This window comes from Azonexus caeni, assembly GCF_048146105.1.
In the GTDB taxonomy this organism is placed as follows: domain Bacteria; phylum Pseudomonadota; class Gammaproteobacteria; order Burkholderiales; family Rhodocyclaceae; genus Azonexus; species Azonexus aromaticus_B.
The window spans coordinates 41,851-67,218 of sequence record NZ_JBKJAD010000002.1 but is presented as its reverse complement, the minus strand read 5'-3'; the positions used below and the strand labels follow the sequence as shown (position 1 = coordinate 67,218).

At 61.4% G+C, this 25,368-nt stretch carries 41 protein-coding genes; 35 read left to right on the top strand and 6 right to left on the bottom strand.

The window, feature by feature from the left end:
- Positions 1 to 3: 3 nt before the first annotated feature.
- From ACLIIZ_RS03225 to ACLIIZ_RS03200, 6 genes are all read right to left on the bottom strand, one after another.
- A complete protein-coding gene (locus ACLIIZ_RS03225) occupies positions 4 to 315 on the bottom strand; it encodes a hypothetical protein (protein ID WP_416690769.1) in 312 nt (103 codons plus the stop codon).
- Between the two features lie 2 nt (positions 316 to 317).
- Positions 318 to 542 carry a hypothetical protein gene (locus ACLIIZ_RS03220; RefSeq protein WP_416690768.1) on the bottom strand — a complete coding sequence of 75 codons (225 nt, stop codon included), beginning with the start codon at positions 540 to 542 and terminating at the stop codon, positions 318 to 320.
- Positions 530 to 727: a hypothetical protein gene (locus ACLIIZ_RS03215; protein WP_416690767.1), complete on the bottom strand. Its 198-nt coding sequence runs from the start codon at positions 725 to 727 to the stop codon at positions 530 to 532. Before ACLIIZ_RS03215 ends, ACLIIZ_RS03220 begins: the two co-directional genes overlap by 13 nt.
- Before the next feature lie 2 nt (positions 728 to 729).
- The gene (locus tag ACLIIZ_RS03210) at positions 730 to 939 is read right to left on the bottom strand and encodes a hypothetical protein (protein ID WP_416690766.1); all 210 of its coding nucleotides are present in this window, start codon (positions 937 to 939) and stop codon (positions 730 to 732) included.
- Between the two features lie 136 nt (positions 940 to 1,075).
- Positions 1,076 to 1,477, bottom strand: coding sequence for a hypothetical protein (locus tag ACLIIZ_RS03205; protein ID WP_416690765.1), 402 nt, complete (start codon positions 1,475 to 1,477; stop codon positions 1,076 to 1,078).
- On the bottom strand, positions 1,477 to 2,199 hold the full coding sequence (locus ACLIIZ_RS03200) for a LexA family transcriptional regulator (RefSeq protein WP_416690764.1): 723 nt from the start codon (positions 2,197 to 2,199) through the stop codon (positions 1,477 to 1,479). Before ACLIIZ_RS03200 ends, ACLIIZ_RS03205 begins: the two co-directional genes overlap by 1 nt.
- A gap of 65 nt (positions 2,200 to 2,264) precedes the next feature.
- Here ACLIIZ_RS03200 and ACLIIZ_RS03195 point away from each other — a divergent pair, with 65 nt between their 5' ends.
- The 35 genes from ACLIIZ_RS03195 (at position 2,265) to ACLIIZ_RS03030 (ending at position 25,355) form a co-directional block, all read left to right on the top strand.
- Complete coding sequence (locus tag ACLIIZ_RS03195; protein WP_416690763.1) at positions 2,265 to 2,489, top strand: hypothetical protein; 225 nt, start codon at positions 2,265 to 2,267, stop codon at positions 2,487 to 2,489.
- A 104-nt stretch (positions 2,490 to 2,593) separates the two neighbouring features.
- Positions 2,594 to 3,058: a phage regulatory CII family protein gene (locus ACLIIZ_RS03190; RefSeq protein ID WP_416690762.1), complete on the top strand. Its 465-nt coding sequence runs from the start codon at positions 2,594 to 2,596 to the stop codon at positions 3,056 to 3,058.
- Between the two features lies 1 nt (position 3,059).
- On the top strand, positions 3,060 to 3,302 hold the full coding sequence (locus tag ACLIIZ_RS03185) for a hypothetical protein (protein WP_416690761.1): 243 nt from the start codon (positions 3,060 to 3,062) through the stop codon (positions 3,300 to 3,302).
- A 106-nt stretch (positions 3,303 to 3,408) separates the two neighbouring features.
- Positions 3,409 to 3,606 (top strand): hypothetical protein, encoded by a 198-nt coding sequence (locus ACLIIZ_RS03180; protein ID WP_416690760.1) that lies wholly within the window; start codon positions 3,409 to 3,411, stop codon positions 3,604 to 3,606.
- Complete coding sequence (locus tag ACLIIZ_RS03175) at positions 3,599 to 3,772, top strand: hypothetical protein (protein WP_416690759.1); 174 nt, start codon at positions 3,599 to 3,601, stop codon at positions 3,770 to 3,772. The genes ACLIIZ_RS03180 and ACLIIZ_RS03175 overlap by 8 nt, the downstream gene beginning before the upstream one ends.
- Entirely contained in the window at positions 3,772 to 4,518 is a 747-nt protein-coding gene (locus ACLIIZ_RS03170) for a hypothetical protein (RefSeq protein WP_416690758.1), read from the top strand. The genes ACLIIZ_RS03175 and ACLIIZ_RS03170 overlap by 1 nt, the downstream gene beginning before the upstream one ends.
- Positions 4,515 to 5,903, top strand: a complete 1,389-nt coding sequence (gene dnaB / locus ACLIIZ_RS03165) for a replicative DNA helicase (RefSeq protein WP_416690757.1) — start codon at positions 4,515 to 4,517, stop codon at positions 5,901 to 5,903. The genes ACLIIZ_RS03170 and dnaB overlap by 4 nt, the downstream gene beginning before the upstream one ends.
- 5 nt (positions 5,904 to 5,908) lie before the next feature.
- The gene (locus ACLIIZ_RS03160; protein WP_416690756.1) at positions 5,909 to 6,190 is read left to right on the top strand and encodes a DUF7696 family protein; all 282 of its coding nucleotides are present in this window, start codon (positions 5,909 to 5,911) and stop codon (positions 6,188 to 6,190) included.
- The gene (locus ACLIIZ_RS03155) at positions 6,187 to 6,519 is read left to right on the top strand and encodes a hypothetical protein (protein WP_416690755.1); all 333 of its coding nucleotides are present in this window, start codon (positions 6,187 to 6,189) and stop codon (positions 6,517 to 6,519) included. Before ACLIIZ_RS03160 ends, ACLIIZ_RS03155 begins: the two co-directional genes overlap by 4 nt.
- The gene (locus ACLIIZ_RS03150) at positions 6,516 to 6,716 is read left to right on the top strand and encodes a hypothetical protein (protein WP_416690754.1); all 201 of its coding nucleotides are present in this window, start codon (positions 6,516 to 6,518) and stop codon (positions 6,714 to 6,716) included. The genes ACLIIZ_RS03155 and ACLIIZ_RS03150 overlap by 4 nt, the downstream gene beginning before the upstream one ends.
- Positions 6,713 to 7,129: a RusA family crossover junction endodeoxyribonuclease gene (locus tag ACLIIZ_RS03145; RefSeq protein WP_416690753.1), complete on the top strand. Its 417-nt coding sequence runs from the start codon at positions 6,713 to 6,715 to the stop codon at positions 7,127 to 7,129. Before ACLIIZ_RS03150 ends, ACLIIZ_RS03145 begins: the two co-directional genes overlap by 4 nt.
- Positions 7,126 to 7,332 (top strand): hypothetical protein, encoded by a 207-nt coding sequence (locus ACLIIZ_RS03140; RefSeq protein WP_416690752.1) that lies wholly within the window; start codon positions 7,126 to 7,128, stop codon positions 7,330 to 7,332. Before ACLIIZ_RS03145 ends, ACLIIZ_RS03140 begins: the two co-directional genes overlap by 4 nt.
- Positions 7,329 to 7,865 carry a hypothetical protein gene (locus ACLIIZ_RS03135; RefSeq protein ID WP_416690751.1) on the top strand — a complete coding sequence of 179 codons (537 nt, stop codon included), beginning with the start codon at positions 7,329 to 7,331 and terminating at the stop codon, positions 7,863 to 7,865. The genes ACLIIZ_RS03140 and ACLIIZ_RS03135 overlap by 4 nt, the downstream gene beginning before the upstream one ends.
- Positions 7,866 to 8,320: 455 nt before the next feature.
- Positions 8,321 to 8,779, top strand: coding sequence for an HNH endonuclease (locus tag ACLIIZ_RS03130; RefSeq protein WP_416690750.1), 459 nt, complete (start codon positions 8,321 to 8,323; stop codon positions 8,777 to 8,779).
- A gap of 69 nt (positions 8,780 to 8,848) precedes the next feature.
- A complete protein-coding gene (locus ACLIIZ_RS03125; RefSeq protein ID WP_416690749.1) occupies positions 8,849 to 9,325 on the top strand; it encodes a phage terminase small subunit P27 family in 477 nt (158 codons plus the stop codon).
- Between the two features lie 3 nt (positions 9,326 to 9,328).
- Positions 9,329 to 11,053: a terminase large subunit gene (locus ACLIIZ_RS03120; RefSeq protein ID WP_416690748.1), complete on the top strand. Its 1,725-nt coding sequence runs from the start codon at positions 9,329 to 9,331 to the stop codon at positions 11,051 to 11,053.
- Positions 11,050 to 12,330, top strand: coding sequence for a phage portal protein (locus ACLIIZ_RS03115; protein ID WP_416690747.1), 1,281 nt, complete (start codon positions 11,050 to 11,052; stop codon positions 12,328 to 12,330). Before ACLIIZ_RS03120 ends, ACLIIZ_RS03115 begins: the two co-directional genes overlap by 4 nt.
- An 11-nt stretch (positions 12,331 to 12,341) precedes the next feature.
- Complete coding sequence (locus tag ACLIIZ_RS03110) at positions 12,342 to 13,202, top strand: head maturation protease, ClpP-related (protein ID WP_416690746.1); 861 nt, start codon at positions 12,342 to 12,344, stop codon at positions 13,200 to 13,202.
- 11 nt (positions 13,203 to 13,213) lie between these two features.
- Positions 13,214 to 14,536, top strand: coding sequence for a phage major capsid protein (locus ACLIIZ_RS03105; protein WP_416690745.1), 1,323 nt, complete (start codon positions 13,214 to 13,216; stop codon positions 14,534 to 14,536).
- Positions 14,537 to 14,586: 50 nt separating this feature from the next.
- The gene (locus ACLIIZ_RS03100; protein ID WP_416690744.1) at positions 14,587 to 14,856 is read left to right on the top strand and encodes a hypothetical protein; all 270 of its coding nucleotides are present in this window, start codon (positions 14,587 to 14,589) and stop codon (positions 14,854 to 14,856) included.
- A gap of 53 nt (positions 14,857 to 14,909) precedes the next feature.
- The gene (locus ACLIIZ_RS03095; protein WP_416690743.1) at positions 14,910 to 15,305 is read left to right on the top strand and encodes a hypothetical protein; all 396 of its coding nucleotides are present in this window, start codon (positions 14,910 to 14,912) and stop codon (positions 15,303 to 15,305) included.
- Entirely contained in the window at positions 15,295 to 15,888 is a 594-nt protein-coding gene (locus ACLIIZ_RS03090) for a hypothetical protein (protein ID WP_416690742.1), read from the top strand. The genes ACLIIZ_RS03095 and ACLIIZ_RS03090 overlap by 11 nt, the downstream gene beginning before the upstream one ends.
- On the top strand, positions 15,885 to 16,184 hold the full coding sequence (locus ACLIIZ_RS03085) for a head-tail connector protein (RefSeq protein ID WP_416690741.1): 300 nt from the start codon (positions 15,885 to 15,887) through the stop codon (positions 16,182 to 16,184). The genes ACLIIZ_RS03090 and ACLIIZ_RS03085 overlap by 4 nt, the downstream gene beginning before the upstream one ends.
- Before the next feature lies 1 nt (position 16,185).
- Positions 16,186 to 16,515, top strand: coding sequence for a phage head closure protein (locus ACLIIZ_RS03080; RefSeq protein ID WP_416690740.1), 330 nt, complete (start codon positions 16,186 to 16,188; stop codon positions 16,513 to 16,515).
- Complete coding sequence (locus tag ACLIIZ_RS03075) at positions 16,508 to 16,663, top strand: hypothetical protein (protein ID WP_416690739.1); 156 nt, start codon at positions 16,508 to 16,510, stop codon at positions 16,661 to 16,663. Before ACLIIZ_RS03080 ends, ACLIIZ_RS03075 begins: the two co-directional genes overlap by 8 nt.
- On the top strand, positions 16,660 to 17,157 hold the full coding sequence (locus ACLIIZ_RS03070; protein ID WP_416690738.1) for an HK97-gp10 family putative phage morphogenesis protein: 498 nt from the start codon (positions 16,660 to 16,662) through the stop codon (positions 17,155 to 17,157). The genes ACLIIZ_RS03075 and ACLIIZ_RS03070 overlap by 4 nt, the downstream gene beginning before the upstream one ends.
- 2 nt (positions 17,158 to 17,159) lie before the next feature.
- Positions 17,160 to 17,516 (top strand): DUF3168 domain-containing protein, encoded by a 357-nt coding sequence (locus ACLIIZ_RS03065; protein ID WP_416690737.1) that lies wholly within the window; start codon positions 17,160 to 17,162, stop codon positions 17,514 to 17,516.
- Positions 17,517 to 17,586: 70 nt separating this feature from the next.
- A complete protein-coding gene (locus tag ACLIIZ_RS03060; RefSeq protein ID WP_416690736.1) occupies positions 17,587 to 18,063 on the top strand; it encodes a phage tail tube protein in 477 nt (158 codons plus the stop codon).
- Positions 18,064 to 18,065: 2 nt separating this feature from the next.
- A complete protein-coding gene (locus tag ACLIIZ_RS03055) occupies positions 18,066 to 18,410 on the top strand; it encodes a hypothetical protein (protein WP_416690735.1) in 345 nt (114 codons plus the stop codon).
- Positions 18,371 to 18,673: a phage tail assembly protein T gene (locus ACLIIZ_RS21225; RefSeq protein WP_465221434.1), complete on the top strand. Its 303-nt coding sequence runs from the start codon at positions 18,371 to 18,373 to the stop codon at positions 18,671 to 18,673. The genes ACLIIZ_RS03055 and ACLIIZ_RS21225 overlap by 40 nt, the downstream gene beginning before the upstream one ends.
- A gap of 4 nt (positions 18,674 to 18,677) precedes the next feature.
- Positions 18,678 to 20,930: a phage tail tape measure protein gene (locus tag ACLIIZ_RS03050; protein WP_416690734.1), complete on the top strand. Its 2,253-nt coding sequence runs from the start codon at positions 18,678 to 18,680 to the stop codon at positions 20,928 to 20,930.
- Between the two features lies 1 nt (position 20,931).
- Complete coding sequence (locus tag ACLIIZ_RS03045) at positions 20,932 to 21,393, top strand: hypothetical protein (RefSeq protein WP_416690733.1); 462 nt, start codon at positions 20,932 to 20,934, stop codon at positions 21,391 to 21,393.
- Positions 21,390 to 21,881 (top strand): DUF1833 family protein, encoded by a 492-nt coding sequence (locus ACLIIZ_RS03040; RefSeq protein WP_416690732.1) that lies wholly within the window; start codon positions 21,390 to 21,392, stop codon positions 21,879 to 21,881. Before ACLIIZ_RS03045 ends, ACLIIZ_RS03040 begins: the two co-directional genes overlap by 4 nt.
- Entirely contained in the window at positions 21,878 to 22,270 is a 393-nt protein-coding gene (locus ACLIIZ_RS03035; RefSeq protein ID WP_416690731.1) for a hypothetical protein, read from the top strand. Before ACLIIZ_RS03040 ends, ACLIIZ_RS03035 begins: the two co-directional genes overlap by 4 nt.
- Complete coding sequence (locus ACLIIZ_RS03030) at positions 22,254 to 25,355, top strand: host specificity factor TipJ family phage tail protein (RefSeq protein WP_416690730.1); 3,102 nt, start codon at positions 22,254 to 22,256, stop codon at positions 25,353 to 25,355. Before ACLIIZ_RS03035 ends, ACLIIZ_RS03030 begins: the two co-directional genes overlap by 17 nt.
- The last annotated feature ends 13 nt before the right edge of the window (positions 25,356 to 25,368 follow it).

The window sequence follows — 25,368 nt, the reverse complement described above, 5'->3', positions numbered from 1 at the left end:
TTCCTATGCTTCACGCACGAACCGAAAGGTCCGGCGTAGATATTCCATGCCATTGCGGTTGATAGGCCACTCTTGGAGGATGTCGCCGTTGACATCAAGCACATCTACCCAAAGGTCTTCCAGCTTGTCGCCCGGAACGCCGACCAAGTAGCCAAAGCATTCCATGCGGCGCAAATATAGTTCGCAGCCGGCGCGCGGCCCATTCGGGAACGTGGTGGCCGTGTAGTGGATCGCCACATTATTGACGACACGCACCGGGCGAAGCGCATGCGCCTCCGGCGATAGCAGTTTGTCAATGACGGTCAAATCATCCATGTTCATTTCCAAAGGCCACAGCCTTCGTCATCATGCAAATCGGTCAGAGAACAACATGGCTGAAAGCCTGTGCCAACCGTTTCCTGGACATCCTTGGATGCCACTCCGCGCTTGCAAACGATCACAGTGGTATCCAGCACATAGACCGCCAGAGAATCAGGCAGGCCTGCAATAGCACGCTTCAAGCGCCGCACAGCTAACTGTTCGCCCTTGGTCATGTTGTCCATTTCTTTTCCTCCGTTTTGTTGATTACCGCCTCGCGCTCATTTGCGCGAGTCACGCCATCGCCAGATACGCCAGCGCGCTCGTTCAAAGCTGACCACTTCCTTTTTTGCTCGACGGTCATGATGCTCAGCGCGTGTCGGATGATCAGGTGGGCCGCCTTGAGTTCAGCAAGAAGTTCGGTTTCCACGATCAAACCCCGACAGCCTGCAGGCCGGCGCCGCGCTGCAGCTTGCGAATTTCGGCATCAACCTTGAGCAGCGCCGCTTCGGTGCTGGCGTGCGCCATCGAAACGCGCATGCGGTATTCCGCATCCAGCGGCAGCGCCAGAACATCCATCTGGCCCTGAGCGGTCGCCAAAAGCGACAGGCGCTGCAGGTGAAGCATGAAAAGCTTGAGCATCGCGACAACCTCCATTTGTGGCGCCGCGTTGTCTGCGGCATGGAGGTAGATTAGGCGCACCTAACATCAATGTCAATAGGCACGCCTAATAAAATGCCAAAAAAAACCGCCTTTCGGCGGCTTCGGTTCCTGCTGGTTATTTTCTTGGCTGATCAGATACCGGTTCGATAGGGGCGCCAGCGGCAAGGCCGGTTCCGGTTCCAGAAGCGGTCTGTGATGTCGTGATGTCTACCACGGTTCCGCCAACGATCCTGAACATCACCATGCTCGACCTGACATCCGCACCGCCAACCAGCGGCCCGAAGATCGGAATGAAACTTGCCGGCCGCGCCTGCGCGTAGGCGCCTGAATAGATCAGGTATCGCTCGCCGTTGTGTGAAGTCACGGACGTTGGCCTGCCAAGCGCCGCCAATACCTCGGCCTCGGTAGTTTCTCCGCGCTTGAATTGTTTGACTTGGTCGTCGCTGACCATGACGCCGTTCGAAGCGCAGGCCGATAGCGCAGCCGCCAGCATCAGTGCGCACAATATTTTTGTCATCAGTAATCCTCACTTTTCCACGCTTTCAAGACGCGACCGAACACCTCGAAGTCCATGTCGCGCTTGATCGTCCAGGTTTCATAGGCCTTGTTTTCTGAGATCGCCCGAATGCCTTCGCCGGGAATGCGCTGCAGGCGCTTGATGAATCCTTCATTGCCAACTCTGAAGAAGTAGATCCCGTCGAAATCAACCGACTTGACGCTGGAGTCGATAAGCAGCGGATCGCCCGGTTCATACATCGGCCGCATTGAGTCACCGAACCCGGTCACGATGCAGAGATTATTCGTTCCGGTGTGAGACCTGACGTTTTTCGCTATCCATTCCTGAGACACGCTCCAGCTCTGAATCACCCCAGGCTGGTCACGTAACAACAACCCCGCGCCCATCGATCCCCCGGCGTCGAACTGGTTTATGACGACTTGGTCGCCAGCCGGTTCTTTTGCCGGCCGCCCGGATATTGAGTATGCATCACCGCTGCCGCCGGTGGTATCTGACGAAGGTGATAGTTCGTTCTTGTTGCCCCTGCCTTTGCTAATCCACATCGGATTCAGGCCGAAACGTTTCCCGAGCCGCGTTGCCGGCTCTATGCCGAGCGATTTTGTTCTTCCGCTCAGCCATTGCGACACGGATGGTGGTGTTACGTCAGCAATTCTTGCCAGTTCGGAAGGCGAATTGCCGCAGAGTTCTAGAAGGTATTTGGCGCGTTCGGCAAGGGTTTTCATTAGGCAATCCTACCTTTCAATTAATTAGGTGTGCCTTGACACGGCGATTAGGTGCGCCTAACATCATGTCCAACGAACACGCAAGGATCACCATGAACGCAAGCGAAATAATCGACCGACTCGGCGGAACCGCAGAAGTGGCGCGGCTTTGCGAGGTCGAGCAGCCATCTGTTTCTGAATGGAAGAAGCGAGGAATCCCCCGCGCCCGCCTGATGTTCCTGAAGCTGGCGCGCCCGGATGTTTTCGAGCAGTCCGGCGATGACGCCGAAGCCGAGCAGAAGGCCGCCTGAAATGCTGTCTTTTCCCATCTCGGACACCTCTTTCATCTGCTTTGACGATTCCAGTATCGACGCCGGCCCCGGCCGTCGATAGGCGAACCCCAGGAGGCAATCGCATGAGAATTCAGAACCGCCCCGCCAAGCACATCGACCGCAGCTTTTTCCTGGCGCTACAGGCTGACGCCAAGGACTACCCTGGCGGTATTCGGGCGCTCGCCGAGCTGATCGGCATCAACCCGACCACGCTCGCCAACTGCCTGAACCCAGACAACGACACGCAGCCGCCGTCGCTGGCCGTGCTTCTCGAGATCATCAAGGTTGCTCAGGCGCGCCGCGCAGTTTTCTCGCTGTGCCAGATGGTCTGCCAAGTGCCGATGGATTTCGAGATGGCGCACCGGTCACCGGCCGAGTCGATCCGGCTGTTTCTGACGCTGATGCACACCGTCGGCGACGTTCTCGGCAAGGGCTCCGAGGCGGCCAAGGACGGCCGCTTCGACAGCGACGAGCGGGCGATGCTTGAGCCGCTGCTTCTCGGCTTGATGCGCTCCGCTGGCGAGCTACTTCAATCGGTGCGGGGCTGACATGGCGCTCACCGCGAAAGCCGCTGCCGTCAAGGTTATCGACAAGATCGAGCGCGCAGTAAAGCCGATCAAGCTGGCCGTCTTCGTCACGCCGGAGCGCGACAGCGTCGAGTGGTCGATGTTTGGCACAGCGCTTTGCGCCAGACGAATGGAAAAGCGCCCCGGTGACCTCGCCGGGATCTACGAATTCGGAGCAACAGGCGCCCAGGTCGAAGCAGACCTGAAATTCATGGGGATGAAGTGATGGATTTTCTCGAGATTGGTTTTTGGGGGGCGGTGGTTTTGCTGTGGTTCGCGGCGGCGCTTGAGCTGCGCGACGACTACATGAATAACCGCGGCGGAGCGGCGGAATGAGCATCTACTACCGCGGCGAGCCAGTCGCTAACCAGCAGCTTCGCGACAACACAGCGAAGCGCGCCGGAAAGATGCTTGGCGTCACGTCGACGCCGAAGCGCTGCCGCTTCGTGCGGTGCGGAAAGATGCGGACAGAGGCTACTGGCGAGCACGCCAAGGCCGGGTTTGTCTGCCACAGGTGCGGAAATGATTGATCTATCCGCCGATCTGTTCAGGGAATTCAAGATTGCCATTGCTCGCCGCCTGATGGTTGCTGGCTACTTAATTGCTCGCCGATCAAGCGCCTGGATGACAGAGCTAATCAACGGGAGAAGCGACCGCCAGGTCGAGCGAATGGAATCCGACAAGGGGATTCTGTGATGGCGAACCAATGGTTCCGCATGTACGCAGAATTTGTAACCGACCCGAAGGTTCAGATGCTTTCTGAAGCTGACCAGCGCCGTTACATCATGTTGTTGTGCATTAGGTGTAACGGACATGTAACGTTACACGACGAAGAAATCGCGTTTCAACTTCGCGTCAGCGCCGATGAATGGGCTAAAACAAAGGCCGTTCTTGTTGGCAAAGGACTGATCGACGAAGGCGCAAACCCCGTCAATTGGGATAAGCGCCAAATGCGCTCAGATTCAAGCGCAGAGCGGGTTGCAAGGCATCGAGAGAAGAAGAAAAACGCAGATGTAACGTTACAGAAACAGGTAGCTAACGGCCTAGATACAGATACAGAAGAGAGTAAACAATCCTCTAACGAGGATTGTGTCGCCAGCAAGCAGGCGACGAACTGCCCTCACCAAAAAATCATCGATCTCTACGGATCGCACCTTCCTGGTCTGCCTTACCCGAGGATTTGGGAAGGCCGGCGGCAACAGAACCTTGCGTCTCGGTGGCGATGGGTTCTGACGGCAAGGAAGCCAGACGGCGCACGCTATGCAACCGACACCGAGTCGGCACTGAGCTTCTTTGACCGTTTCTTTGCCTACGTCTCGAGGTCGGATTTCCTGACCGGACGCGACGGTAAGTGGCAAGGCTGCGACCTTGGCTGGCTGATGAAAGCCGAGAACTTCGCCAAGGTTCTGAGCGGCAACTACGAGAACAAGGAGGCCGCGTGAGCAACCTTTTTCACGTCGAGTCCGAGCAATCAGTTCTTGGGGCGCTGCTGCAAGACCCGGCGGCAATTGACCGCATCGACTGGCTGACCGAAGGTGATTTTTACCGCGAAGACCACCGAGTGATTTTCCGGGCAATCTCGATGATGATCGCAGAGCGCAAGCCGGTCGATGTGATTACGGTTGCCGAGTTTTTGGAATCGTCAGGCGTCGATTCAGATTACGTCGGGCTTGCCTATCTCGGCGAGTTGCAGATGAACACGCCGAGCGCCGTGAGCATTGCAAGGTACGCTGATGTCGTGCGCGAACGCCGATTGTTGCGAGACTTGATGGCTGCTTCAGAAACCATCTCTAGCCTTGCTGCTGCGGACTCAACAACTCCGGCAGCGGAGCGCATCGACGAGGCCGCAGCAATGGTCTATGCGTTGTCGGAGTCGGCAGACATTGGCGATAGTGAGTCGGTCACGATCGGTTCCGTGCTCAGCAAGGTCGTTCAGTCGGTTCAGGAGCGGTTCGATAGCGACGGCGGTATGGCAGGCATGTCCAGCGGCCTGGGCGACCTGGACGCCAAGACCAACGGTTTCATGCCCGGAGACCTGGTAATCATCGCCGGCCGCCCATCGATGGGTAAGACTGCTTTGGCGCTCAATATCGCCGAGCACGCAGCCATTGAGGAAGACAAGGCTGTCGTCGTGTTCTCGATGGAAATGCAGTCGGAGCAGCTTGGAATTCGCTCCGTCTCTTCTGTCGGACGGGTAGGCCTGAATGCGCTGCGAACCGGGAAAATGACCGACGACGATTTTTCTCGCATGAGCTACGCGGTCGGCAAGCTCTACAAGTCGAAGCTAGTCATTGATGACCGCGGCGGGTTGTCTGTGATGCAGATGCGATCGCGCTGCCGGCGCGTTGCTCGAAAGCTCGGAAGCGTCGATCTTGTTGTCGTCGACTACATCCAGTTGGCTGCTGCGAATCTCGGGAAGGCGGCAAACCGAGAGCAGGAGGTGTCAGCGATTTCTCGAGGCCTGAAGGGCCTTGCAAAGGAATTCAACTGCCCGGTAATCGCACTTTCCCAGCTTTCACGGAAAGTCGAAGACCGGGCGGATAAGCGCCCAATGATGTCCGACTTGCGCGAATCCGGCGCCATCGAGCAAGACGCAGACCTGATCTTGATGATGTATCGGGACGACTACTACAACAAGGATTCAGCGTTCAAGGGGATGGCGGAAATCATCATCTCGAAGCAGCGCATGGGCGAGACCGGCTCTGTCATCGTTGGCTTCCAGGGCGAGTATTCGCGCTTCAACAACTTGGCACCAGAGGACAAGGCGGCGGCCTACCGTGCAAGCGAAACAAAGGTCGCGCCAAGGCGTGGTCGAGGGATGGAGTAAGCGCGATGACCGACCTCTTCGAATCCATGACAGAGCACCACGCCGAGCGCCTGGCGATCATGCAGGAATCCGGCGTCGAGAATGCCGAGCAACTGGCCGCCGAAGATCTTCATCGCTGCGAAATCAATGACGTGATGCTTCGGTACTACCCAAAAAAAGGCGACAAGGCCGCCGAGTATTTCGACAAGGTCGAGAAAAGCCGCGGAAAGCCCGCCGCTGACCGGTTGCGCGATGACGTTCGCGCAGCCTGGAAGCAGCGGCGTTTTGAAGAGGCGGGGCAGGCATGACCGAAACCAAAATCCTCCAAATCCTGACTGCATGGCAGACATCAATGCAGCTATGCGAAGAGCGCATGGATCAGCTTGCAGCAGTCGCCGGCCCGGTGGTCGAAAGCCCACTCGGTGATGCCGTCTATGGGCTTATGGGCGCCTACACGCGCCAGGTAGCGGATCAAATCGGCTGGGATTGGGGAACGCTCGAGTCATGGTGGTGTGAAAACCACTTCGGCGAGCGTCCGTTGAACATCGGGTTCGTCGGCCAGGAAATGCGGACGGTGGCGACAGTCGAGGAATTGGCGGCGTTCATTGCAGAGGATCTTGCGAGAGGCGAGCCATGACCGACGCTCGCTACTGGCGCCAGGTCAGCGACTACGCCTGGCAGTGCTCGCCTTGGACGGTGTGCAGCGTCAGCACCAACGGTGTTGTCAGCTTCGAGCTGTGGCACGAAAAGCGGCCGCGTGCTGTTGGGCGTCACGCATCGAAGGAAGAGGCGTTTTCTGCGGCCAAGGAAGCCGAGGAAAGGGGAGAGGGATGAAAGTTCAATTCGTGGTTCCCGGTACGCCGGTTGGAAAGGGGCGTCCAAAGTTCGCGAGGCGTGGCAACTTCGTCAGCACCTATACGCCGGAGAAGACGGCGAGCTATGAAAACCTTGTAAAAGTCGCCGCACAGTCGGCAATGAACGGCGCCAATCCTTTCAAAATCGCCGTCAGTTCGACGATCACAATCCGCCTGGTACCTCCGGCTAGCTGGTCGAATAAAAAACGAATGGCAGCGATTTGTGGAGATTTGCGTCCGACAAGCAAGCCCGACATCGACAACGTCGTGAAGGGAATCTTCGACGCAATGAACAACATCGTCTTCCTCGACGACAAGCAGGTCGTCGAATTGACAGTGCGCAAGGAATACGCGGAGCGCGCCGAGGCCGAGGTGGAGGTGCGTGCGCTGTGAGCATCCTGCCTTCTCACCAATACCGCGACCCGCTCGCAGTCCTGATCGCCAAGGAAAACGCGATCGAGAAGCGCCTGAAGGGCTGCAATGGCTGCGCCCGTCTCAACATCGACGCCTCTGGCGCCACGATCATCGCCAACTGCGACCGCGGGCGAAAGGTCGGCCGCAAGGGGAAATGCTCCCTCTGGAAGGAAACTGAATGAAGCGAGAAGAGATTACCCCCTTGTTTCGGTCCGGTCACGACGCGTGCCGGTTCGCCTACGCCTACTCCAGCCAGCAGTACGCGATGACAGCGCTGGCAAAGATGATGAAGGGCGGCCCTTGCGGAAGCGGGCGCGGACTCGTTGGACTGGACGGAGCAGCCATCGCCGGGACGGTCAAACGGTACGTCGAATCCATGTCGTTCCCCGCACCGCTTGCCATCGCATGCCGGCACGAACTCAACCGCGAGAAGTTGCTGCAGTACGCGATGCTGCTGGTTCAATTCGTCATGCCGGCGCTCGGTACCGGCGGCCACAACCGGCGGATGGTGCATGCGCTGGTATGCCTGTACTTCGGCATCCGAGACGCAAACGGACACAAGATCAAGCTTGCCGACCTGTGCGACAAGTACGACATGTCTGCCGACACGATGACGCGGCGGAAGTCGGCAGCGTTCAAGAGGCTGCGCGAGATCGAGAGCGCGGCTCAGGTGGCGATTGACGAGAGGCTGAAGGATGGGGGGCTTGTGGAATGATTCAGTGGCGATTCAACTTGCGGAATTTGATGTTCTGATTTACGCTGTTTCACATACCGTACCAGTCGTGCGCACAGAACCCGCGAAGCGAAAGCAACGCGGGTTTTTTATTGCCTGTGCGGGGCGCCTTGAGGCATGCACAAGGCAGGTAATCCGATGACGGTACGCGATAACGGCGTGCCAGAAGGACGCGGGAAAACGCCTAGGCTCGCGGAAAATCTCTAGGCCGTGAAAAGGCCGCCTTGCCAGCGGATACGTCGTGCATGACGAGCGGACACATATGCGGGGATTGGCACCATCCCGCCGGACAGCGTAACCGGCATTAACACGAAAGGCGGTTGCGACAAATCGAGAGATTGCCGATGCGTCGGCTAGGTAGCCGCCTCACGTGTTGAAGCATCAGCATCAGCAGTGAAGCCGCTCCGGGCAAGTCACGGAGATATGTCGGAGAACCGATGGAGTCGTACGGCCCGGACGTAGCAGGGCCGGCACACAACCCGCATGGAATCCATAGCGGGTTTTTTTGCACCTACTCCATGCCAAGACGAACAAAGACACCGTGCCGTCATCGCGGGTGTCCTGAGCTTGTCGATATTCCTGGCTACTGTGCCAAGCACGCATCAGAAGGCGCCGCATGGAAGAAGCGGAACAACGCACCGAAGCGCATAACCGGGCGCAGATTGCAGAAGCTGCGGGATCAACTCTTCGCAGACGATCCTCTGTGCGCTGAGTGCAGGAGACACGGAATGATCACGCCTGCCACGCAGAGGGATCACATCATCCCCCTGTCAGAAGGCGGCACCGATGACATAAGCAACATCCAGGGGCTGTGCCACGACTGCCACAAAGCCAAGACTGAGCGCGAATCTCAGCGCGGACGAGTGCGGGGAGGGGTGGGGCAAATCTTTGGATAAATGCTCTTGGAAACCGGCCGCTCAATCCTTTTTTTACGCCCGCGAATTTAGAACTTGAGGTGATCCACCATGCCAGTAGCCCCGGGCCGGGGCCGCAAGCCGAAGCCGGTAGCGCGCAAGGCCGCAGCGGGGAACCCTGGCAAACGCGCCTTAAACAAGGCCGAGCCGAACTTCGGAGAGCTTCGCAACATCGATGCTCCTGTCTGGATGGATGGCCCGGCGCGCGACCTGTGGGAATTGCTCGCGCCGCAGTTGTGCGAGCAGCGAATACTGCAGATGACAGACGTTCAGAACCTTGAGGTTTATTGCTCTGCCTACGGCCGGTTCCGGCTTGCTGAGAACGAGGTTGCAATGCGCGGGCTCTTGGTCACCGACGACCACGGCAACCTGAAGAAGAATCCGGCGGCGACCATCATCAACGAAGCTGCTCGCCAGATGGCGACATTCGGTGCGCTGCTTGGCCTTGATCCGTCAAGCCGGCAGCGTCTGGTCGGTGCAAAGCCGGCAGGCGACGGAAACCCGTTCGCGGCTTTGCTCGGAGCCTGATGCATGGCCGAGGCTAAGCACCGCCTGGTTGCGGCCGGGCTGAAGTTCGCCCGCGATGTCGTGCGCGGAAAGATTCCAGCCGGCCGCTACGTCGTTCTCGCGTGCAAGCGCCACCTTGACGACCTTGATCGCCAGCGCGACAAGGACTTCCCGTACCGGTTCGATCCCGGGGCGGCTGAACTGAAGCTGCGGCTGATTGAGCTATTGCCGCACACTAAGGGCGAGTGGGCTTTCAAGCGCCAGCTTGTGACGCTAGAGCCGTGGCAGTGCTTTGGCCTGATGGCGACGTTCGGCTGGCTGAAGAAGGGAAGCGGCCTGCGCCGCTTCCGCGAAAGCTACTGGGAAGTGCCGCGCAAGAACGGGAAGTCGGTGGTCGCCGCAGGCGTCGGAATCGGGATGTTCGTTGCCGACGGTGAATCAGGCGCGGAGGTGTATTCCGGCGCAACGACGGAAAAGCAGGCCTGGGAAGTATTCAGGCCGGCGCGGCTGATGATCAAGCGCTCTCCGCTGCTGGTCGAGCATGCCGGCATCGAGGTCAACGCCTCGAACATGAACCTTCCGGCAGATGGCAGCCGGTTCGAGCCGATCATCGGTACGCCAGGCGACGGTGCGTCGCCGTCGTGCGCCATTGTCGATGAGTACCACGAGCACCAGACCGCGGCGCTGTACGAGACCATGCTCACCGGCATGGGGGCGCGCCGTCAGCCGCTGATGTTCATCATCACGACGGCCGGCGCCGACATCGAAGGTCCGTGCTACGACAAGCGGCGCGAGGTTGTCGAGATGCTGGAAGGCACCACCGACAGCCCAGAGCTGTTCGGCTGGATCTGGACGATTGACGAAGGAGACGACTGGACCGATCCGAAGGTATTGGCGAAAGCGAATCCGAACATCGGCGTCTCTGTCTATCGGGAGTACCTGGAGAGTCAGCAGCAGCGCGCAATCAAGAATGCGCGCTTTGCCAACACTTTCAAGACGAAGCACCTGAACGTCTGGGTGACCGCGAAGACCGCGTTCATCAACATGGAGGCGTGGTGGTTTTGCGAAGATCGATCGCTGACGCTTGAGCAGTTCGAGGGCCAGCAGTGCATTCTTGGCTTCGACCTGGCACGCAAGCTCGACATGAACAGCATGGCGCGCCTGTTCTGGCGCGACATCGAGGGAAAGCGTCACTACTACAGCGTGGCGCCGCGCTTTTGGGTGCCGGAAGACACTGTCTTCAACAGCGAGAATCGCCGGATGGCAGAACGGTTCCAGGGGTGGCTGAACGCCGGCCTATTGGTCGCGACTGACGGCGCCGAGATCGACTATCGGGAAATCCTCGCGGAGGCGGTCGAGGCCAACAAGGCGGCGCCGGTTCTGCAAAGCCCGATCGATCCGCACGGTGCGACGAACCTTTCGCACCATTTGGACGACGAAGGTTTGACACCGATCACCACGGTGCAGAACTACACGAACATGTCCGACCCGATGAAGGAACTGGAAGCCGCGATCATGTCCGGCCGGTTCCATCATGACGGCAATCCAATCATGACGTGGTGCGTTGGCAACCTGATCGCCAAAACACTTCCAGGAAACGACGACGTAATGCGCCCGATCAAGCAGGGCGTCGAGAACAAGATTGACGGCGCTGTGGCGCTGGTCATGGCAATCGGTCGAGTGATGTTGCGTGAAGCAGAAGATCAGATCGACCTTGAATCATTCTTCAGAAACCCGGTGCACGGATGACGACACAGACGAAACAACCAGGCCGGATCAAGGCGGCGATCCTTGACTGGCTCGGCGTCCCGGTCGGCCTGACTGATCCTGAGTTCTGGCGCGAACTGTCCGTGTCGTCGTCAGCATCCGGACAGTCCGTGACGGCTGACAGCATGTTGTCTTTGTCTGCTGTGTGGGCCTGCGCTCGGCTGATCAGCGAAACCATCGCGACGCTTCCGCTCTCGATGTACGAGCGGACAGCGAGCGGGAAGCGCATCGCAACGCAACACCCGCTGCACGTTCTTCTGCACGACATGCCGAACGCCGATACGACGGCGGCTGTGCATTGGGAGGCGACCGTCGCCGCGATGCTTCTTCGCGGGAATGCGCGGGCTGAGAAGCTGATGATCGGGAATCGCCTGGTCGGCCTTCAGTTCCTCAACCCGAGCCGATTGTCGATCACCCGTGGGGCGGATGGGAAGTCTGAATATCGCTACACCGAGTCGAACGGCAGGCAGCGCATCATCCCAGCCGACCGTATCTGGAACATCCCAGGCTTTTCTCTGGACGGGAAGTCCGGCGTTTCAGTGATCGCCTACGGTGCCAACGTATTCGGCGCTGCGCTGTCGGCAGAGCAGGCCGCATCCGGGACTTTCGCCCGTGGCTTGATGCCGACGACTTGGTTCAAGTACCCGAAGACGCTGAAGGACAACCAGCGCACTGAGGCGCGGGAGTTCATCGAGACGCGCTTGAGCGGTGCGATCAATGCAGGCAAGCCGGCCATCCTCGAAGCCGAGATGGAAGTCGGCACCATCGGCATTGATCCCGCTGATGCGCAGTTGCTTGAGTCTCGCGCCTTCTCTGTCGAGGAAATCTGCCGCTGGTTCCGCGTCCCGCCGTTCATGGTCGGTCACTCTGAGAAAAGCACGAGTTGGGGAACCGGCATCGAGCAGCAGATGATCGGCTTCTTGGCCTTCACCCTCGGGCCGTGGCTGCGCCGCATCGAGCAGTCGATCAGCAAGGATTTGCTGTCGCCGGTTGATCGCCAGCGCTACTACCCGAAGTTTGCTATCGAGGGCCTGCTGCGCGCCGACTCAGCCGGCCGCGCCGCCTTCTACAGCGCGATGGTCAATAACGGCATCCTGACCCGCGATGAAGTGCGCGAGCTCGAGGACCGCGAGCCGATGGGCGGGAACGCCTCGGTGCTGACCGTCCAGACCGCCCTGGCGCCGCTCGACACGCTCGGCAACAGCACCGCCGACCAGCAAGCCCGCGCCGCCATCTCGGCGTGGCTCGCCGAAAACTAGGAGACCAACCCATGACGATCAAGACGCTTCCGGCCACCCCGGAGGCCCGCCCGCGCTCGGGCGTCAGCAGCCAGATCTCGCCGCGTGCGCTCGCCAGCTGGGACGCATCGATCCGGGCGGCCTCCGCCGAAGAAGACCGCAGCATCGGCATCTATGACGTGATCGGTGTCGACTACTGGACCGGCGAAGGCGTCACCGCCAAGCGCATCGCCTCGGCGCTGCGTTCCCTCGGCAAAGGCCCGGTCACGGTCAACGTCAATTCTCCCGGCGGCGATCTGTTCGAAGGCCTGGCGATCTACAACCTGCTGCGCGAGCACGCCGGCGAAGTCACGGTGCGCGTCCTCGGCGTCGCGGCATCTGCCGCATCCATCATCGCCATGGCGGGCGACAACGTACAGGTCGCCCGTGCCGGCTTCCTGATGATCCACAACGCATGGGTGGTCGCCGCCGGAAACCGCAATGATCTGCGCGACGTGGCCGACTACCTCGAGCCCTTCGACGCGGCGATGGCCGACATCTACGCTGCCCGCACCGGGGACGATGTGAAGTCGATCCAGAAGCTGCTTGACGCCGAAACATGGATTGGCGGATCCGATGCGGTCGACCGCGGATTCGCCGACGAATTGCTGCCGTCCGATCAGGTAGGCCATGACGGTGCTGCAGCCAAGGCCGCCGCCGTGCGCCGCATCGAGTCGGCGCTGCGTGCATCCGGCATGCCGCGCAGCGAAGCGCAAAAACTGATTTCCGAGTTCAAGTCCGGCCTGAGCGATTCGGCTGGAAACGGCGTGAGCGATTCCGCCGACCGTGGGCATACGCCCAATTCGACCGCCGAAGTTGTGGCGCTCGATGTCCTCAAGTCGTTCATGTCATAGGAGCAACACAAATGCAATTCAATCTCAGCCGTTCCCAGTTGTTCATCGCTGCGGCGGCCATCATGGCGTCCGTTCTCTACTCGCTTGGCATCTGGCAGCCCGGCGCAGAAGCACTGGCCTTCGGCCTGCTCGGCACGACTGGCGATGTCGCCGACAAGATCAAGGCCGAACTGTCACGGATCAGCGACCAGATCAAGACCCAGGCAGAAGCCGCCGAGAAGGAAATCAAGGCGAACGCCAAGCTGTCCGAAGAAACCCGCGCATCTGTCGACAAGCTGCTGACCACGCAAGGCGAACTGCAAGCCCGTCTGCAAGCCGCCGAGCAACTCGTCGTCAAGCTCGAACAGGGCGGCGGCGGCTCCAACGCGCCGCGCTCGATGGGCGAGCAGATCACCGCGTCCGAAGAGTACGCCGCGTTCGCCGCCAACCCGCGTGGCTCGTTCCGCATGGGCGTCAAGGCCGCGATCACTGAAGGCGCTGCATCGGCTGGCGATCTGATCGTGCCGCAGCGAGTGCCTGGCATCATCACGCCGGGCCAGCGCCGCCTGACAATCCGCGACCTGATCAACTGGGGCCGCACGACCAGCAACAGCATCGAGTTCGCCCGCGAGCTGGTCTATACCAACTCGGCGAACGTCGTGTCGGAAAACCCGAACAGCAACAAGCCGGAATCGAACATCACCTTCGAGGCCGACACCGCGCCGGTGGCCACCATCGCGCACTGGATTCCGGCGTCGCGCCAGGTGCTGGCCGACGTGCCGCAGCTGCAGTCGTACATCGACGGCCGCCTGCGTTACGGCCTCAAGCTGAAGGAAGAGGCGCAGCTGCTCAAGGGCTCCGGCGTCGGCCTAAACATCGACGGCATCTACACCCAGGCTACCGCCTACCTTAACCCTGGCGTGTCCGTGCAGGCTGAAACCCGCATCGACCGCCTGCGCCTGGCGCTGCTGCAAGTCGAACTGTCCGAGTATTACGCCGACGCCATCGTGCTGTCGCCGATTGACTGGGCGTCCATCGAACTGCTCAAGACCACCGACAACGCCTACCTGTTCGCCAATCCGAGCATGGCCGGTATGCCGTCGCTCTGGGGCCGCAACATTGTCCCGACGCAGAGCATGGATTCCGGCGACTTCCTCGTCGGCGCCTTCGGCGGCGGTCAGGCGGTGCAGGGCTGGGACCGCGAAGACGTCAGCGTGGCGATCAGCTACGAAGACCGCGACAACTTCGTGAAAAACATGGTCACGATCCTCTGTGAAGAGCGCGTCGGCCTGACCGTGTATCGCCCGTCCGCGTTCGTCAAGGGCGACTTCGACGACATCATCGTCGCTTCTTAATCATCCTGAAACCGGCGGCGCTTCGGCGTCGCCGGCATAGAGGACAGAACATGCCATATGTGATTGCTCTGCAATCTTTCGACCACGGCCAGCGCCGATCCAAGGGCGCCCGCTTCTATGCGAGCGACCGAGAGGCAGAAAAGATGCGCCGCAAAGGCCTGGTCATGATCGATGCCTCGCTGCTGCAAGAAAGCCGCCCCACCAAGCCCGCTGGCGTACCGTCGTCTGCATCGCAAGCGGGCCAAGCCTTACCGCAGACGATGTTGCCCGAGTCAAAGCCTGGCGCGAAGCGGGGACGGAAGAAGACAGTCGCGGCGTAATCGTAACCAATACGACATTCCAGGCTGCGCCGTGGGCGGACGTGCTGTACGCGATGGACAAGCCTTGGTGGCAGAAGTATCACAAGGAAGTCGAGGCCGGGTTTGAAGGCGAGAAAATCGCGCCTATTTCCGGATGTTACAACGCCCGCCGCGTTCAATTCGGATATGGAGGAAACAGCGGAGCCGGGGCGCTGGCCCTAGCCGCGCACTTCGGCGCTCGTCGCATCGTCATGCTTGGCTATGACTGCAAGTATGCAGCCGACGGCAAGCGGCACTGGCACGGCAACCACCCAAAATGGCTGGGGAATGCTGTCTCGCTGCCGCACTGGTTCGGCCAGTTCTCCGCGATGGCGAAACAACTAGCCGGAATCGAGATCGTCAATGCAACCCGCGACACGGCGCTCGAATTCTGGCCGCGTGTCACGTTGGAGTCCGCCCTTGGTCACTAAAGTCTGCGTGCTGCGCGCCGGCAAGGAATACGGCCCGCAGCATGTGCAATGGCTGGCCCGCCAGGTGCCCGGCCTTGTCTGCCTGTCGGACGTCGCCGTGCCCGGCGTGCCCACCGTGCCGCTGCGCACCGGCTGGCCGGGCTGGTGGGCCAAGCTGGAACTGTTCGGCGGCGCGATCGACGGCGATCTGCTGTACCTCGATCTCGATACCGTGGTGCTCGGCGATCTGGCGCCGCTCCAATCGGTTGGCCGAACGACGGCGCTGCGCGATTTCTACCATCCCGGCCTTGTCGGCTCCGGCCTGATGTACATCGCCGAGGCCGACAAATCGGCCGTCTGGGATGCGTTCACCGCGGACCCGGCCGGCCACATGGCCCGCTGCAGCAAATGGCCGCGATGGGGAGATCAGGGCTTCCTGCAGGAATACATGCCGGCGCAGCGCTGGCAGGACGTGCTGCCCGGCGCCGTCGTCTCGTACAAGGCGCACTGCCGGCGCGGCATCCCGTCCGGCGCCCGCGTCGTCTGCTTCCACGGAAAGCCGCGGCCGTGGGAGGCCCGTGAAAACTGGATACCGAAGCTATGACCATCACGATCGATGACATCAAGCGCGACCTGCGCGTCACGCACGACGACGACGACGCGCTGCTCGATGTGCTGCTCGACGCCGCCATCGACGAAGCGGTGCAGTATCTCGACCTCGACGATCTGCCCACGGTGGTCGACTCGAGCAGCAGCGAGAAAGTCGCGCCGAGCCTGTATGCGGCCGTTTTTCTGCTTGTGCGGGCAAAGTACGACGCCGCGACGCCGGACGAAATCATCCGGCTTCGGCAATGCGCCGAAACGCTGATGGCGCCGTACCGCGCCAACCTCGGAGCCTGACATGCTGAGCCCGAAGCTGCGTCACCGCGTCACGCTCTCCGGCCTGACGGCAACGCGCGACCAGTGGGGCGGGGTGGTCGAATCCTGGCAGCCGGTCGTCAGCAACCTGCCGGCCGAGATCGTCCCGCTGTCCGGTCGCGAATTCGTCGCCGCCCAGGCCACGCAGGCCGGGGTAACGACGCGGATCACCATCCGCTACCGCGGCGGCGTGGCGCCGGCCATGCGGATCGAACACGGCGGCGACATCTACAACATCAAGGCCGTGCTGCCGGACCCGACCCTGCGCCGGCATCTGGCGCTGATGTGCGAAATGGGAGTGCGTGATGACTGAACCGCGCGAACAATTGAACCGCATCGAAGCCAAGCTCGACGTACTGCTCGAAGCGCTTGCCGAAGATGAGATGCAGGAAGAGCCGGCATTCGACCTCGACGGCAATGCGATCCTCGGGCGCGAGCGTGATCAGAGCGCCGAGCTATGAAAGTCACCGTGAAGATGGCTGGGCTCGATGGCGTGCTTGACGTGCTGCACAAGCTGCCGGCCGAGGTCGTCAGCAAGCGCGGCGGGCCGGTACGGGCAGCGTTGCGCAAGGGGGCTGCCGTCATCCATCGCCAGGCGAAAGAAAACTTGATCGCAGCGACAGCCAGCGCGAAGAGCGAAGAGAAGCGGCAGAACACCGGACTGCTCGAAAAGAACCTGGTCATCACGCGCGGCAAGAAGCCGATCGGAAGCAACGGCGAGCGCTACCTGGTTCGCGTTCGCCGCAAGGCATACCCCGGCCGGAATGGCGAAGCCGTGACAACGCGCAAGACAGCTGCGCTGCTCGAGTACGGAAGTAGCAAGCAGCCGCCCGAGCCATGGCTGCGCCCGGCATTCGAGACGCAGAAGCAGCAGGCGCTGGACACCGTGGAAACCGAACTGCACAAGTCCATCGAGCGCATTGTGAAGCGGCTCGCGAAAACCACAGGACGCTGACCATGCTCCCGCCGATCTACACCATTCTCAGCACGAACACCGCCGTCAAGAACATCGTCAGTACGCGCATCTACCCGCACAGCGAAGCGCCGCAGGACGTCGCACGGCCCTACGTGACCTGGTTTCTCGTCGCCGATACCCCGGAAAACAACCTGTCCGAACTGCCGGATATCGACCGCCAGGCCTTGCAGATCGATATCTGGGCCGAATCCGGATCGGCCGCCGTGCAACTCGCCAGCGCCGTCCGCAACGCCATCGAGCCGCATGCGCATGTGACCAACATCGCGCTCAATGGCCGCGAGCCGGAGACCGGCCTCTACCGCTTCGCCATCCAGATCGACTACTGGCTTTCCAGATAACGCCGCCCGCCGCTTCATCCACCACCGAACCCGCCCGATGGCGGGTTTTTCATTTTCAGGAGCCTGAAAAATGTCGTCCATCAAGACCCAAGGAACCCACATCTACTTCGTCGATGCGTCCGGCTCGTCGCCGGCCGTCGTCAAGCTCGCATGCCCGACCGGCGTGTCCGGCCTGGGCGGCGCCAAGGATCAGATCGAGGATACATGCCTCGATGCGACCGAAGACAAGACCTACGTCGCCGGCCTCGGCACGCCCGGCCAGGTGTCCGTGCCGTACAACCTGGACCCGAGCGAGGCGTCGCACCAGGTGCTGTTCGACCTCAAGGAATCCGGCGACAAGATCGACTGGATGGTCTGCCTGTCCGACGGCACCGCAGCGCCGACGCTGGACAGCAACGGCAACCTCGTCGCGCCGGCCAGCCGGACGTCGATCGCCTTCGTCGCCTACGTCGCCGACGCCAATCTCGACCTGGCGACCAACGAGATCGTGCGCGGCACGCTGACCCTGCAGCGTTCCGGCCCCATCGACATCACCTGGAAGTCGTAACCATGCTCGACGAAGCGCTTTTCGCCAGCGATGACATCGTCGCCCGTACCGTCAGCATCGGCGGGCGCGATGTCACGATGCACTTCCGCGAACTTCCGGCCATCGAGTTTCATGCCTGCTTCGTCGCGCAGGATGCCGGCGGCCCGAAGGTGCTGTCGCCTGCGCACCTGATCGCGGCAGCCCTGCGCAATCCCGACGGCTCGCCGGCCATCACCGCCGAGCGTGCGGCGCAACTGAAAAATGCGCCGTTCAACGCGATCTTCGCCGCAGTCATGGAAGTGAACGGCGAGACCACGCCGGGAAACGCATCGCCGAGCGCGGAGAAGAATGGTTCTGGCACACCCTAGCTCTCGCGCTCGGGAAAACAGTCGGCGAGCTGAAGCGCAAGCTCACACGCCGCGAATACAACGACTGGCTCAACTACTACCGCGCCTATCCGTTTGACGACCTGCACCGCTACCACCGGCCGGCGGCGCTGATCGCCAGCCGCGGCGGCGGCGCAAAGATCGATGACATGATCGACTGGCTGCAGCCTCCGGCATGGCAGGAAGGCATGAGCGCCGCCGACGTTTCGACGCTGCGGGCTTTCGGAATCACCAACAGGAACTGACCTCATGGCAACAGCAGGCTCAATCGTCGTCGACCTCTTGATGCGTACGGGCGCATTCGAGACCGACACGGCCCGCGCCGAGAAGCTGATGAAGCAGCGCATGAAGGCCATCGAGGAAGCGGTAAATAAAGCCGCTGCCGCCGCTGCTGGCGCTGGCGTTGTTGTTGCTGGCGCGATGGCGCTCATGGTTAAGAATGCATCGGCTGCCGCTGATGAGCTGAGCAAGTTGTCGCAGCGAACCGGGGTAACTGTACAGAGCCTTTCGGCGCTGAATTATGCCGCCTCGCTCAACGATGCGTCGATTCAGGAACTCGGCAACGGCATCAAGGGATTGTCGAACAAAATGCTTGCTGCTCAGTCTGGCAGCAAGGAAGCCGCAGCGGTGTTCGATGCGCTCGGTATCAGCGTTACGAAAAGCGACGGCACGTTGCGCAGCGTAGATTCCGTCTTGCTAGATGTCGCAGAGGCTTTTGCGAAGATGGAAGACGGCGCCGGGAAATCGGCGATCGCAAACAAGCTGATGGAGGAAGCCGGGATTCGCCTGATCCCGATGCTGAACAATGGCCGCGACGGCCTGAGTTCGATGGCGCAGGAAGCCGAACTACTCGGCAAGACAATGGAGAGGCTGGCGCCGTTCTCGGTAGAGTTGAACGACAACATCACCCGTCTGAATACTCAACAGCAGACCTTCGCGGCAACACTTGCGATGGCCACGGTTCCGGCGCTGAATGAGGTAGCGAAAGAAATCCTCGGCGCGAGCAAAGAGACTGCGTTGTTTGATCTTGCTGCCGGCGCTGCGAAAACAACCATCGAAACACTGGCAATTGTCGGCGCAAACGTGGCGTTTGTATTTGCTGGCGTTGGCCGGGAAATCGGCGGCATTGCGGCTCAGATGGCTGCTCTGGCAAGTCTGGACTTCAAGGCGTTCTCCAACATCGGCGACATGATGAAGGAAGATGCGCGGAAGGCAAGGGCGGAACTTGACGCTTTCGAGAAGCGAGTTTTCAATCCAACGCTTACGGCAACTGCTTCTCCTACGCCAAGGACGGCGGCGCCGGTTCTGGCTGGCGCCGGATCAAGCGCGAAGAAGCCTGCGACCTATACCGATCCGCTTGCCGAATCGGCCAAGCTGTATGCATCGGCGCTGGAGGCCATCGACAAGGCGCAGATTTCCGCGCAGACCAGCGGGATGGAACTCACGGCGACGCAGCAGCGCCTGATGGAACTGTTCTCCGATCCGGTCTTCCTGAACATGCCGGATACCTGGAAGCAGACGGTTGTGTCGGCCGCCGAGTCGGCCATCGCTACCGAGGAAGCTGCGAAGCAGGCGGAAGAACTCAACCGGCAGCACGAACGGCTGAACGAGTTGATCGGTGAAGCGGCGATGCAAAAGCAGATTGCTGACATGGACCTGCTGTCCGAAGCATTCAATAACGGCCGCATTTCCGTCGAGCAGTTCGAGAAAGGTATCCGCGCCGCGTTCGGCCTTGAGGAAGACAAGGAAGGCGGCTACTGGGCCAAGTGGCTAGAGTCAGCAGAAAAGTCGCTTACCAGCTTCGACGAGCTTTCGGCGAGCGTCGTCGAAAAATTCTCGTCAGGATTCGGCGATGCGTTCGAGCGGATGATCTTCGACGCCGGGGATGCTGGCGAGGCAGCATCGGCGATGGCCGAAGGCATGGCGCGCTCGGTCGTCAATGCGCTCGGCCAGATGGCGGCGCAGTGGCTTGCCTATCAGGTTGTGCAGGCGATGGTCGGAAAAACCACAGCGGCCAGCGCAGCGACAGCGCAGACATTCGATGCAATGGCGTCGCAGCAGATGGCGGCGATCAACGCCTTCGCATCGACGGCGGCGATTCCTGTCGTCGGACCGGCAATGGCGCCGGCTGCTGCCGCTGCTGCGCTCGCTGCGACATCGCCGTTCGTTGCCACCATCGCATCGCTTGGCGCGGCTGCAGCTGGCGCCCGCGCAACCGGTGGCCCGGTATCCGCCGACATGCCATACCTGATCGGCGAACGCGGCCCGGAACTCTTCGTGCCGAACACCGCAGGCCGGGTGCTGCCGAACAGCGCCCTGGGCGGCACCGGTGGCCCGACGATCAACCTCATCGAGGACAAGCGCCGCGCCGGCCAGACGCAGGAGCGAACCGGCGCCAACGGCAAGCAGGAGATCGACATCTTCGTCGCCGACCTGATGGGCGACGGCCCGCGCGCGAAAGCAATTGCCCGCCGATTTGGGCTGACCGCCAAGGGATACTGACATGGCCGCAACGATCGACTACCCGGCAGACCTGCCGCCGCCGCTGCGCTCAGGCTACGGCATCAACCACGTCTCTCCGCTACAGCGCACCGAGCTTGCCACCGGCCGCGCCATCCAGCGCCGCCGATATACCAGCGTGCCGAGCATCGCGTCCGTGTCGTGGAACCTGTCGCAAGTTCAGGCGCAGGTCTTCGAAGGATGGTTCCGCTGGACGCTGTCCGATGGCGCAGAGTGGTTCAACGCGCGCTTGCGCACGCCGCTCGGCCTGCGGGATTACGAATGCCGGTTCGTCGGGATGTACGAAGGCCCGGACCTGATCGGCGTTGACCGCTGGAAATTCTCGGCAGACCTGGAAATCCGCGAGCGCCAGACCGTCGATGCCATCCTTGCCGCGCACCCGGACATCATTCTCGGCGCGGCGATCATCGACATCGCAATCAACCGCGAGTGGCCAGCAGCATGACGATCCTGGAACGCGTCTTCGCGTCGGCCGGTACCGACGTTGTGATCCCGACGCTGGAAATCACCTGTGCCGCCTGGTCTGAACCGATCCTGCTGACGAATGGCTACGAAGACCATACCTGCGTCACCGAAGACGCGCGAACGCTGACGTTCAAAGCCGCAGCCATCGGCGTCTCGCTGCCGAAGCGCGACACCTCGGGAACGCAGAAGCTGAACTTCGTGATCGACAACGTCACCGGCGAAGCGCAGCAGTTGATCGACCAGGCGCTCGATGCCGGCGAGATGATTCACCTGACTTTCCGCCACTACTTGGCCAGCAACAAGACCGAGCCGGCCGAGAACCCGCTCAGGTTCGTGATCAAGGGCGGCGAGATGGAGGGCAGCCAGATCAAGGTCACGGCGTCGTTCTTCGACATGATCAACACCGCGTGGCCGCGCCGCTTCTACACCGCAGGCTTCGCGCCTGGCCTGCGCTGGTTCGATCAGTGAGGATCAGCGACTTCCTGCGCATTCCCTACGTGCCGCACGGTCGGGATGCCAATGGCTGCGACTGCTGGGGGCTGGTGCGCCTGGTGCGTCAAGCGCTGCGCGGCGATGACCTGGCTGCGCATGCGACCGTCGATCCCGACGACAAGCCGGCCATGACGGCGGCGACGCACGACGTGCTGTCCGGAGGATTCGAACAGGTCGGGCCGCAGGCAGGCGCCATCGCCTGCGTCTGGCGCGCTGATTTCTGTATCCACGTCGGCATCGTGCTTGAAGCCGAGCGCCGCCTTGTTGTGCTTGAAACAACGCCGCACGGCGGCCCGCGCTGGCTGCGCATTGAAGACTTCGAAACCCGCTACCGGCGAGTGACATACCATGATCGAGATTTATAGTTCCGCGCTGATCGCCGAGCCGGTCGAGCGGCACGACGTCGCCGGCATGTCGCTGCACGACTGGCTGACTGCGAACTGCCCGAGCTACAACCCGGCCGCCGACTGGCAGCCGCTGCAGGTCGGCGTGGCCGGCCGCATCGTTCCGCCGGCTGAATGGCCAGAGTTGATGCTGTTCGCTGGCGTCACGGTCAAGATCGTCGTCATCCCGCGCGACGGCGTATCGCTCTGGGTGATCGGCGCGCTGGCGCTCGGCGCAATCGCCGTCGCTTTCCTGCTGCGCCCCAACATCCCGAAGTCGAGCACGCGCACGGCGCTGGAACTCAAGGCCGCCGACGTGCAGGCCAACACGCCGCGGCTGAACGGCGTGATCCCAGAGATCGCCGGGCAGTATCGCGTTTTCCCGGACTACCTCTGCCAGCCGCGCCGCTACTTCGTCAATAAGCAAACGCAGGCAATCGACCTGATGCTCTGCATCGGCGTCGGCGAATACAGCATCGACAGCATGCGCATCGGTGATGCCGCGTTCGAGGATTTCGGCGACACCATCGACGCGTCGATTTTCGGGCCAGGCGCTGACGTTTCGGCGCACCAGGCAAGCCGCGTCTGGTACCCGTGCCAGAACGTCGGCACGACGCGCAGCGGTACCGGTATCCGACTGACCGCAGGGTCGTCGGCAACTGAGCGGGCAGAGGCCGACACGTACCGGATCACCGGCAGCAGCATCATCGTCCCGCCGGGGGGCGGCGCGATGCCGCAGGATTGGGAGGTCGGAACCAAGGTCACGATCATGACTTACAGCCGAGAGATTGAGGTAGTAGATGGCGGCGGAACGACAAGCGCGCCAAACCGCGACATCATCCGCTGCGATCTGACCGGAATCTCTTTCGCTGTTGCAGACGTGATCGAGATCGATGGGACGGGCAAGGTCGACGGCCGGTACCGGATCAACTCGCTGACGACTGGCGTCGTCGAGGCTGGCAGCGCGAGCACGATTACCGGGTCGGTAGCCGCAGAAATCGATTACGCGGCGGCGCCTGTGACGATTTTCGTTGCCGGCCAGGAGTGCGTTCTCGATGCCGATTATGCCGATGCCGCAGCCGTAGCGGCCGCGATCGATTCGCAAGTTGCCGGAGTGACCGTTACCGAGAGCGCCGGCATCATCACCATTGCCGATGATTCTCCGTTTGACGGACAGCAGATAACGCTGTCCGGGAACCATGCTCCAGTGCTCGGTGCGACGCCGTATTTCTCGTCCGGTTCTGCCAGCAGAAGCTATGACGAAATGACGCTTGATCGCTGGGGAACGACGCCCGGCGCATTCGGCGATGAGCCGGTTGAGGGATGGCAGCCGGCCGGGTCAATGACGCCAGGGGTATATTCCGGGGTCGAGATTTACCGGCCGCGTGAGGTCGAGATCGAAGTCGGGACCGGGGCATTCGTAACGACGCAGATTGTCTATGCCGGCCCCGAGTACCGCATCACGGCGCTTGTATCCGGCACGCTTCCGGACGGCGACAGCGGCACGGTCGGATTCGAATTTCAGCGCCTGCTGCCGGACGGCACCGACGATTCGTCGTGGTCAGGGTTTTTCCCTGAGCTGACGACGCCGGATGTCAGCATCGAAGCGTCTGACGACATCGTCGGTGGCTGGTCAGGCTGGTTCGATGTTTCCCCTGGCAACGTTGAGGCGCTGCGCGTCGAGTACGACATTTTCTTCCCGGCCGGCCTGATCCGCCGAAACCGCGAAGGAAAGGTGCGCTCGCTGACGGCTCGCGTGCAGTCAGAGTACCGCATTGATGGCGGAGCATCGGTCAGCGCGCTACATGTATTCACGGAATCCACCGACGATCAGCTAGGCTTCACCTTTGGCGCCGATCTCCCGGCAGGTTCTCGGCGCGTGCAGATGCGCATGCGGCGCGTCGGAAAAGAGTCGAAAGACGCGGCCTATTCCGACCGCGTCGAGTGGTACGGCGCCCGCACGCTGCTGTCATCGCCGACCAGCTATGCCGGCGTGACCACGGCGGCGATCACGATCACCGGATCGGACAAGCTGGCGGCACAGACCGAGAACAAGATCAACATGCTGGTCACGCGGAAGCACGACGGTGTTGCCGATCGATCAATCGCATCGTGGGTGCGGTACGTAGCCGGCGACGTCGGCTACAGCGCCAACGACATCAACGAGGCCGAGCTCGACGCGCTCGATGCTGTCTGGCAAGCGCGCGGCGACACCTACAACAACGCGCTGGTTGATCAGACCACGGTCAAGGACGAACTGGCACAGGCGCTGCGCGCAGGGTTTGCGGAAGCGACCATCGACAACGGCAAGATCAGGCCGGTACGCGATGAGCGACGAACCGAGTTCGAACACCTCTACACGCCGCAGGCGATGCCGAGCGGCACGGCTTTGGTGCGCAAGTTCAAGACTCAAGACCCTGACGACTACGACGGCGTCGACGTCGAATTCACCAGCGCCGAGACATGGAAACAGGAAACCGTCGAGTGCCGCCTTCCCGGCGACCTAGGCACGCGCGTCGACAAGATCAAGCTCGAAGGCGTGACGGATCGCACCCGAGCATGGCGGATCGGCATGCGCATCCGGCGCGGCCATCTTTACCGCCGGCAGGAGTATCGGTTTTCGACAGAGCTTGCGGCACTCAACAGCCGGTATCTCAGCTACTGCGCACTGTCCGACGATGTGCCGGGTTACGGCCAATCTTCCGTGGTCATCGGATGGGAGCCTGACACTGTCGGCGGCGTGCTGACCGTCAGTGAGCCGATGCAGTGGTTAGATGGCGCCGACCATGTCGTCGCGCTTCGCCGGCCGGACGGCACGACATGCGGCCCGATTGAAGCGGCACAGGGCGCCGACGAGTACCAGATCGTGATCGGCGAAGACCTTGACTTTGACCTTGTGATCGACGGCCCGGAAGAACCAACACACGTCATCTTCGGGACGCTGACCACCTGGAGCTATCAGGCGCTGATCACCGACATTGACCCGCCCGGCGAGACGGTCGATGTGTTGGCGGTCAAGTACGACTCTCGCATGTACGACGACGACGACAACTCGCCGCCCGCCTGAGGCACAACGAACA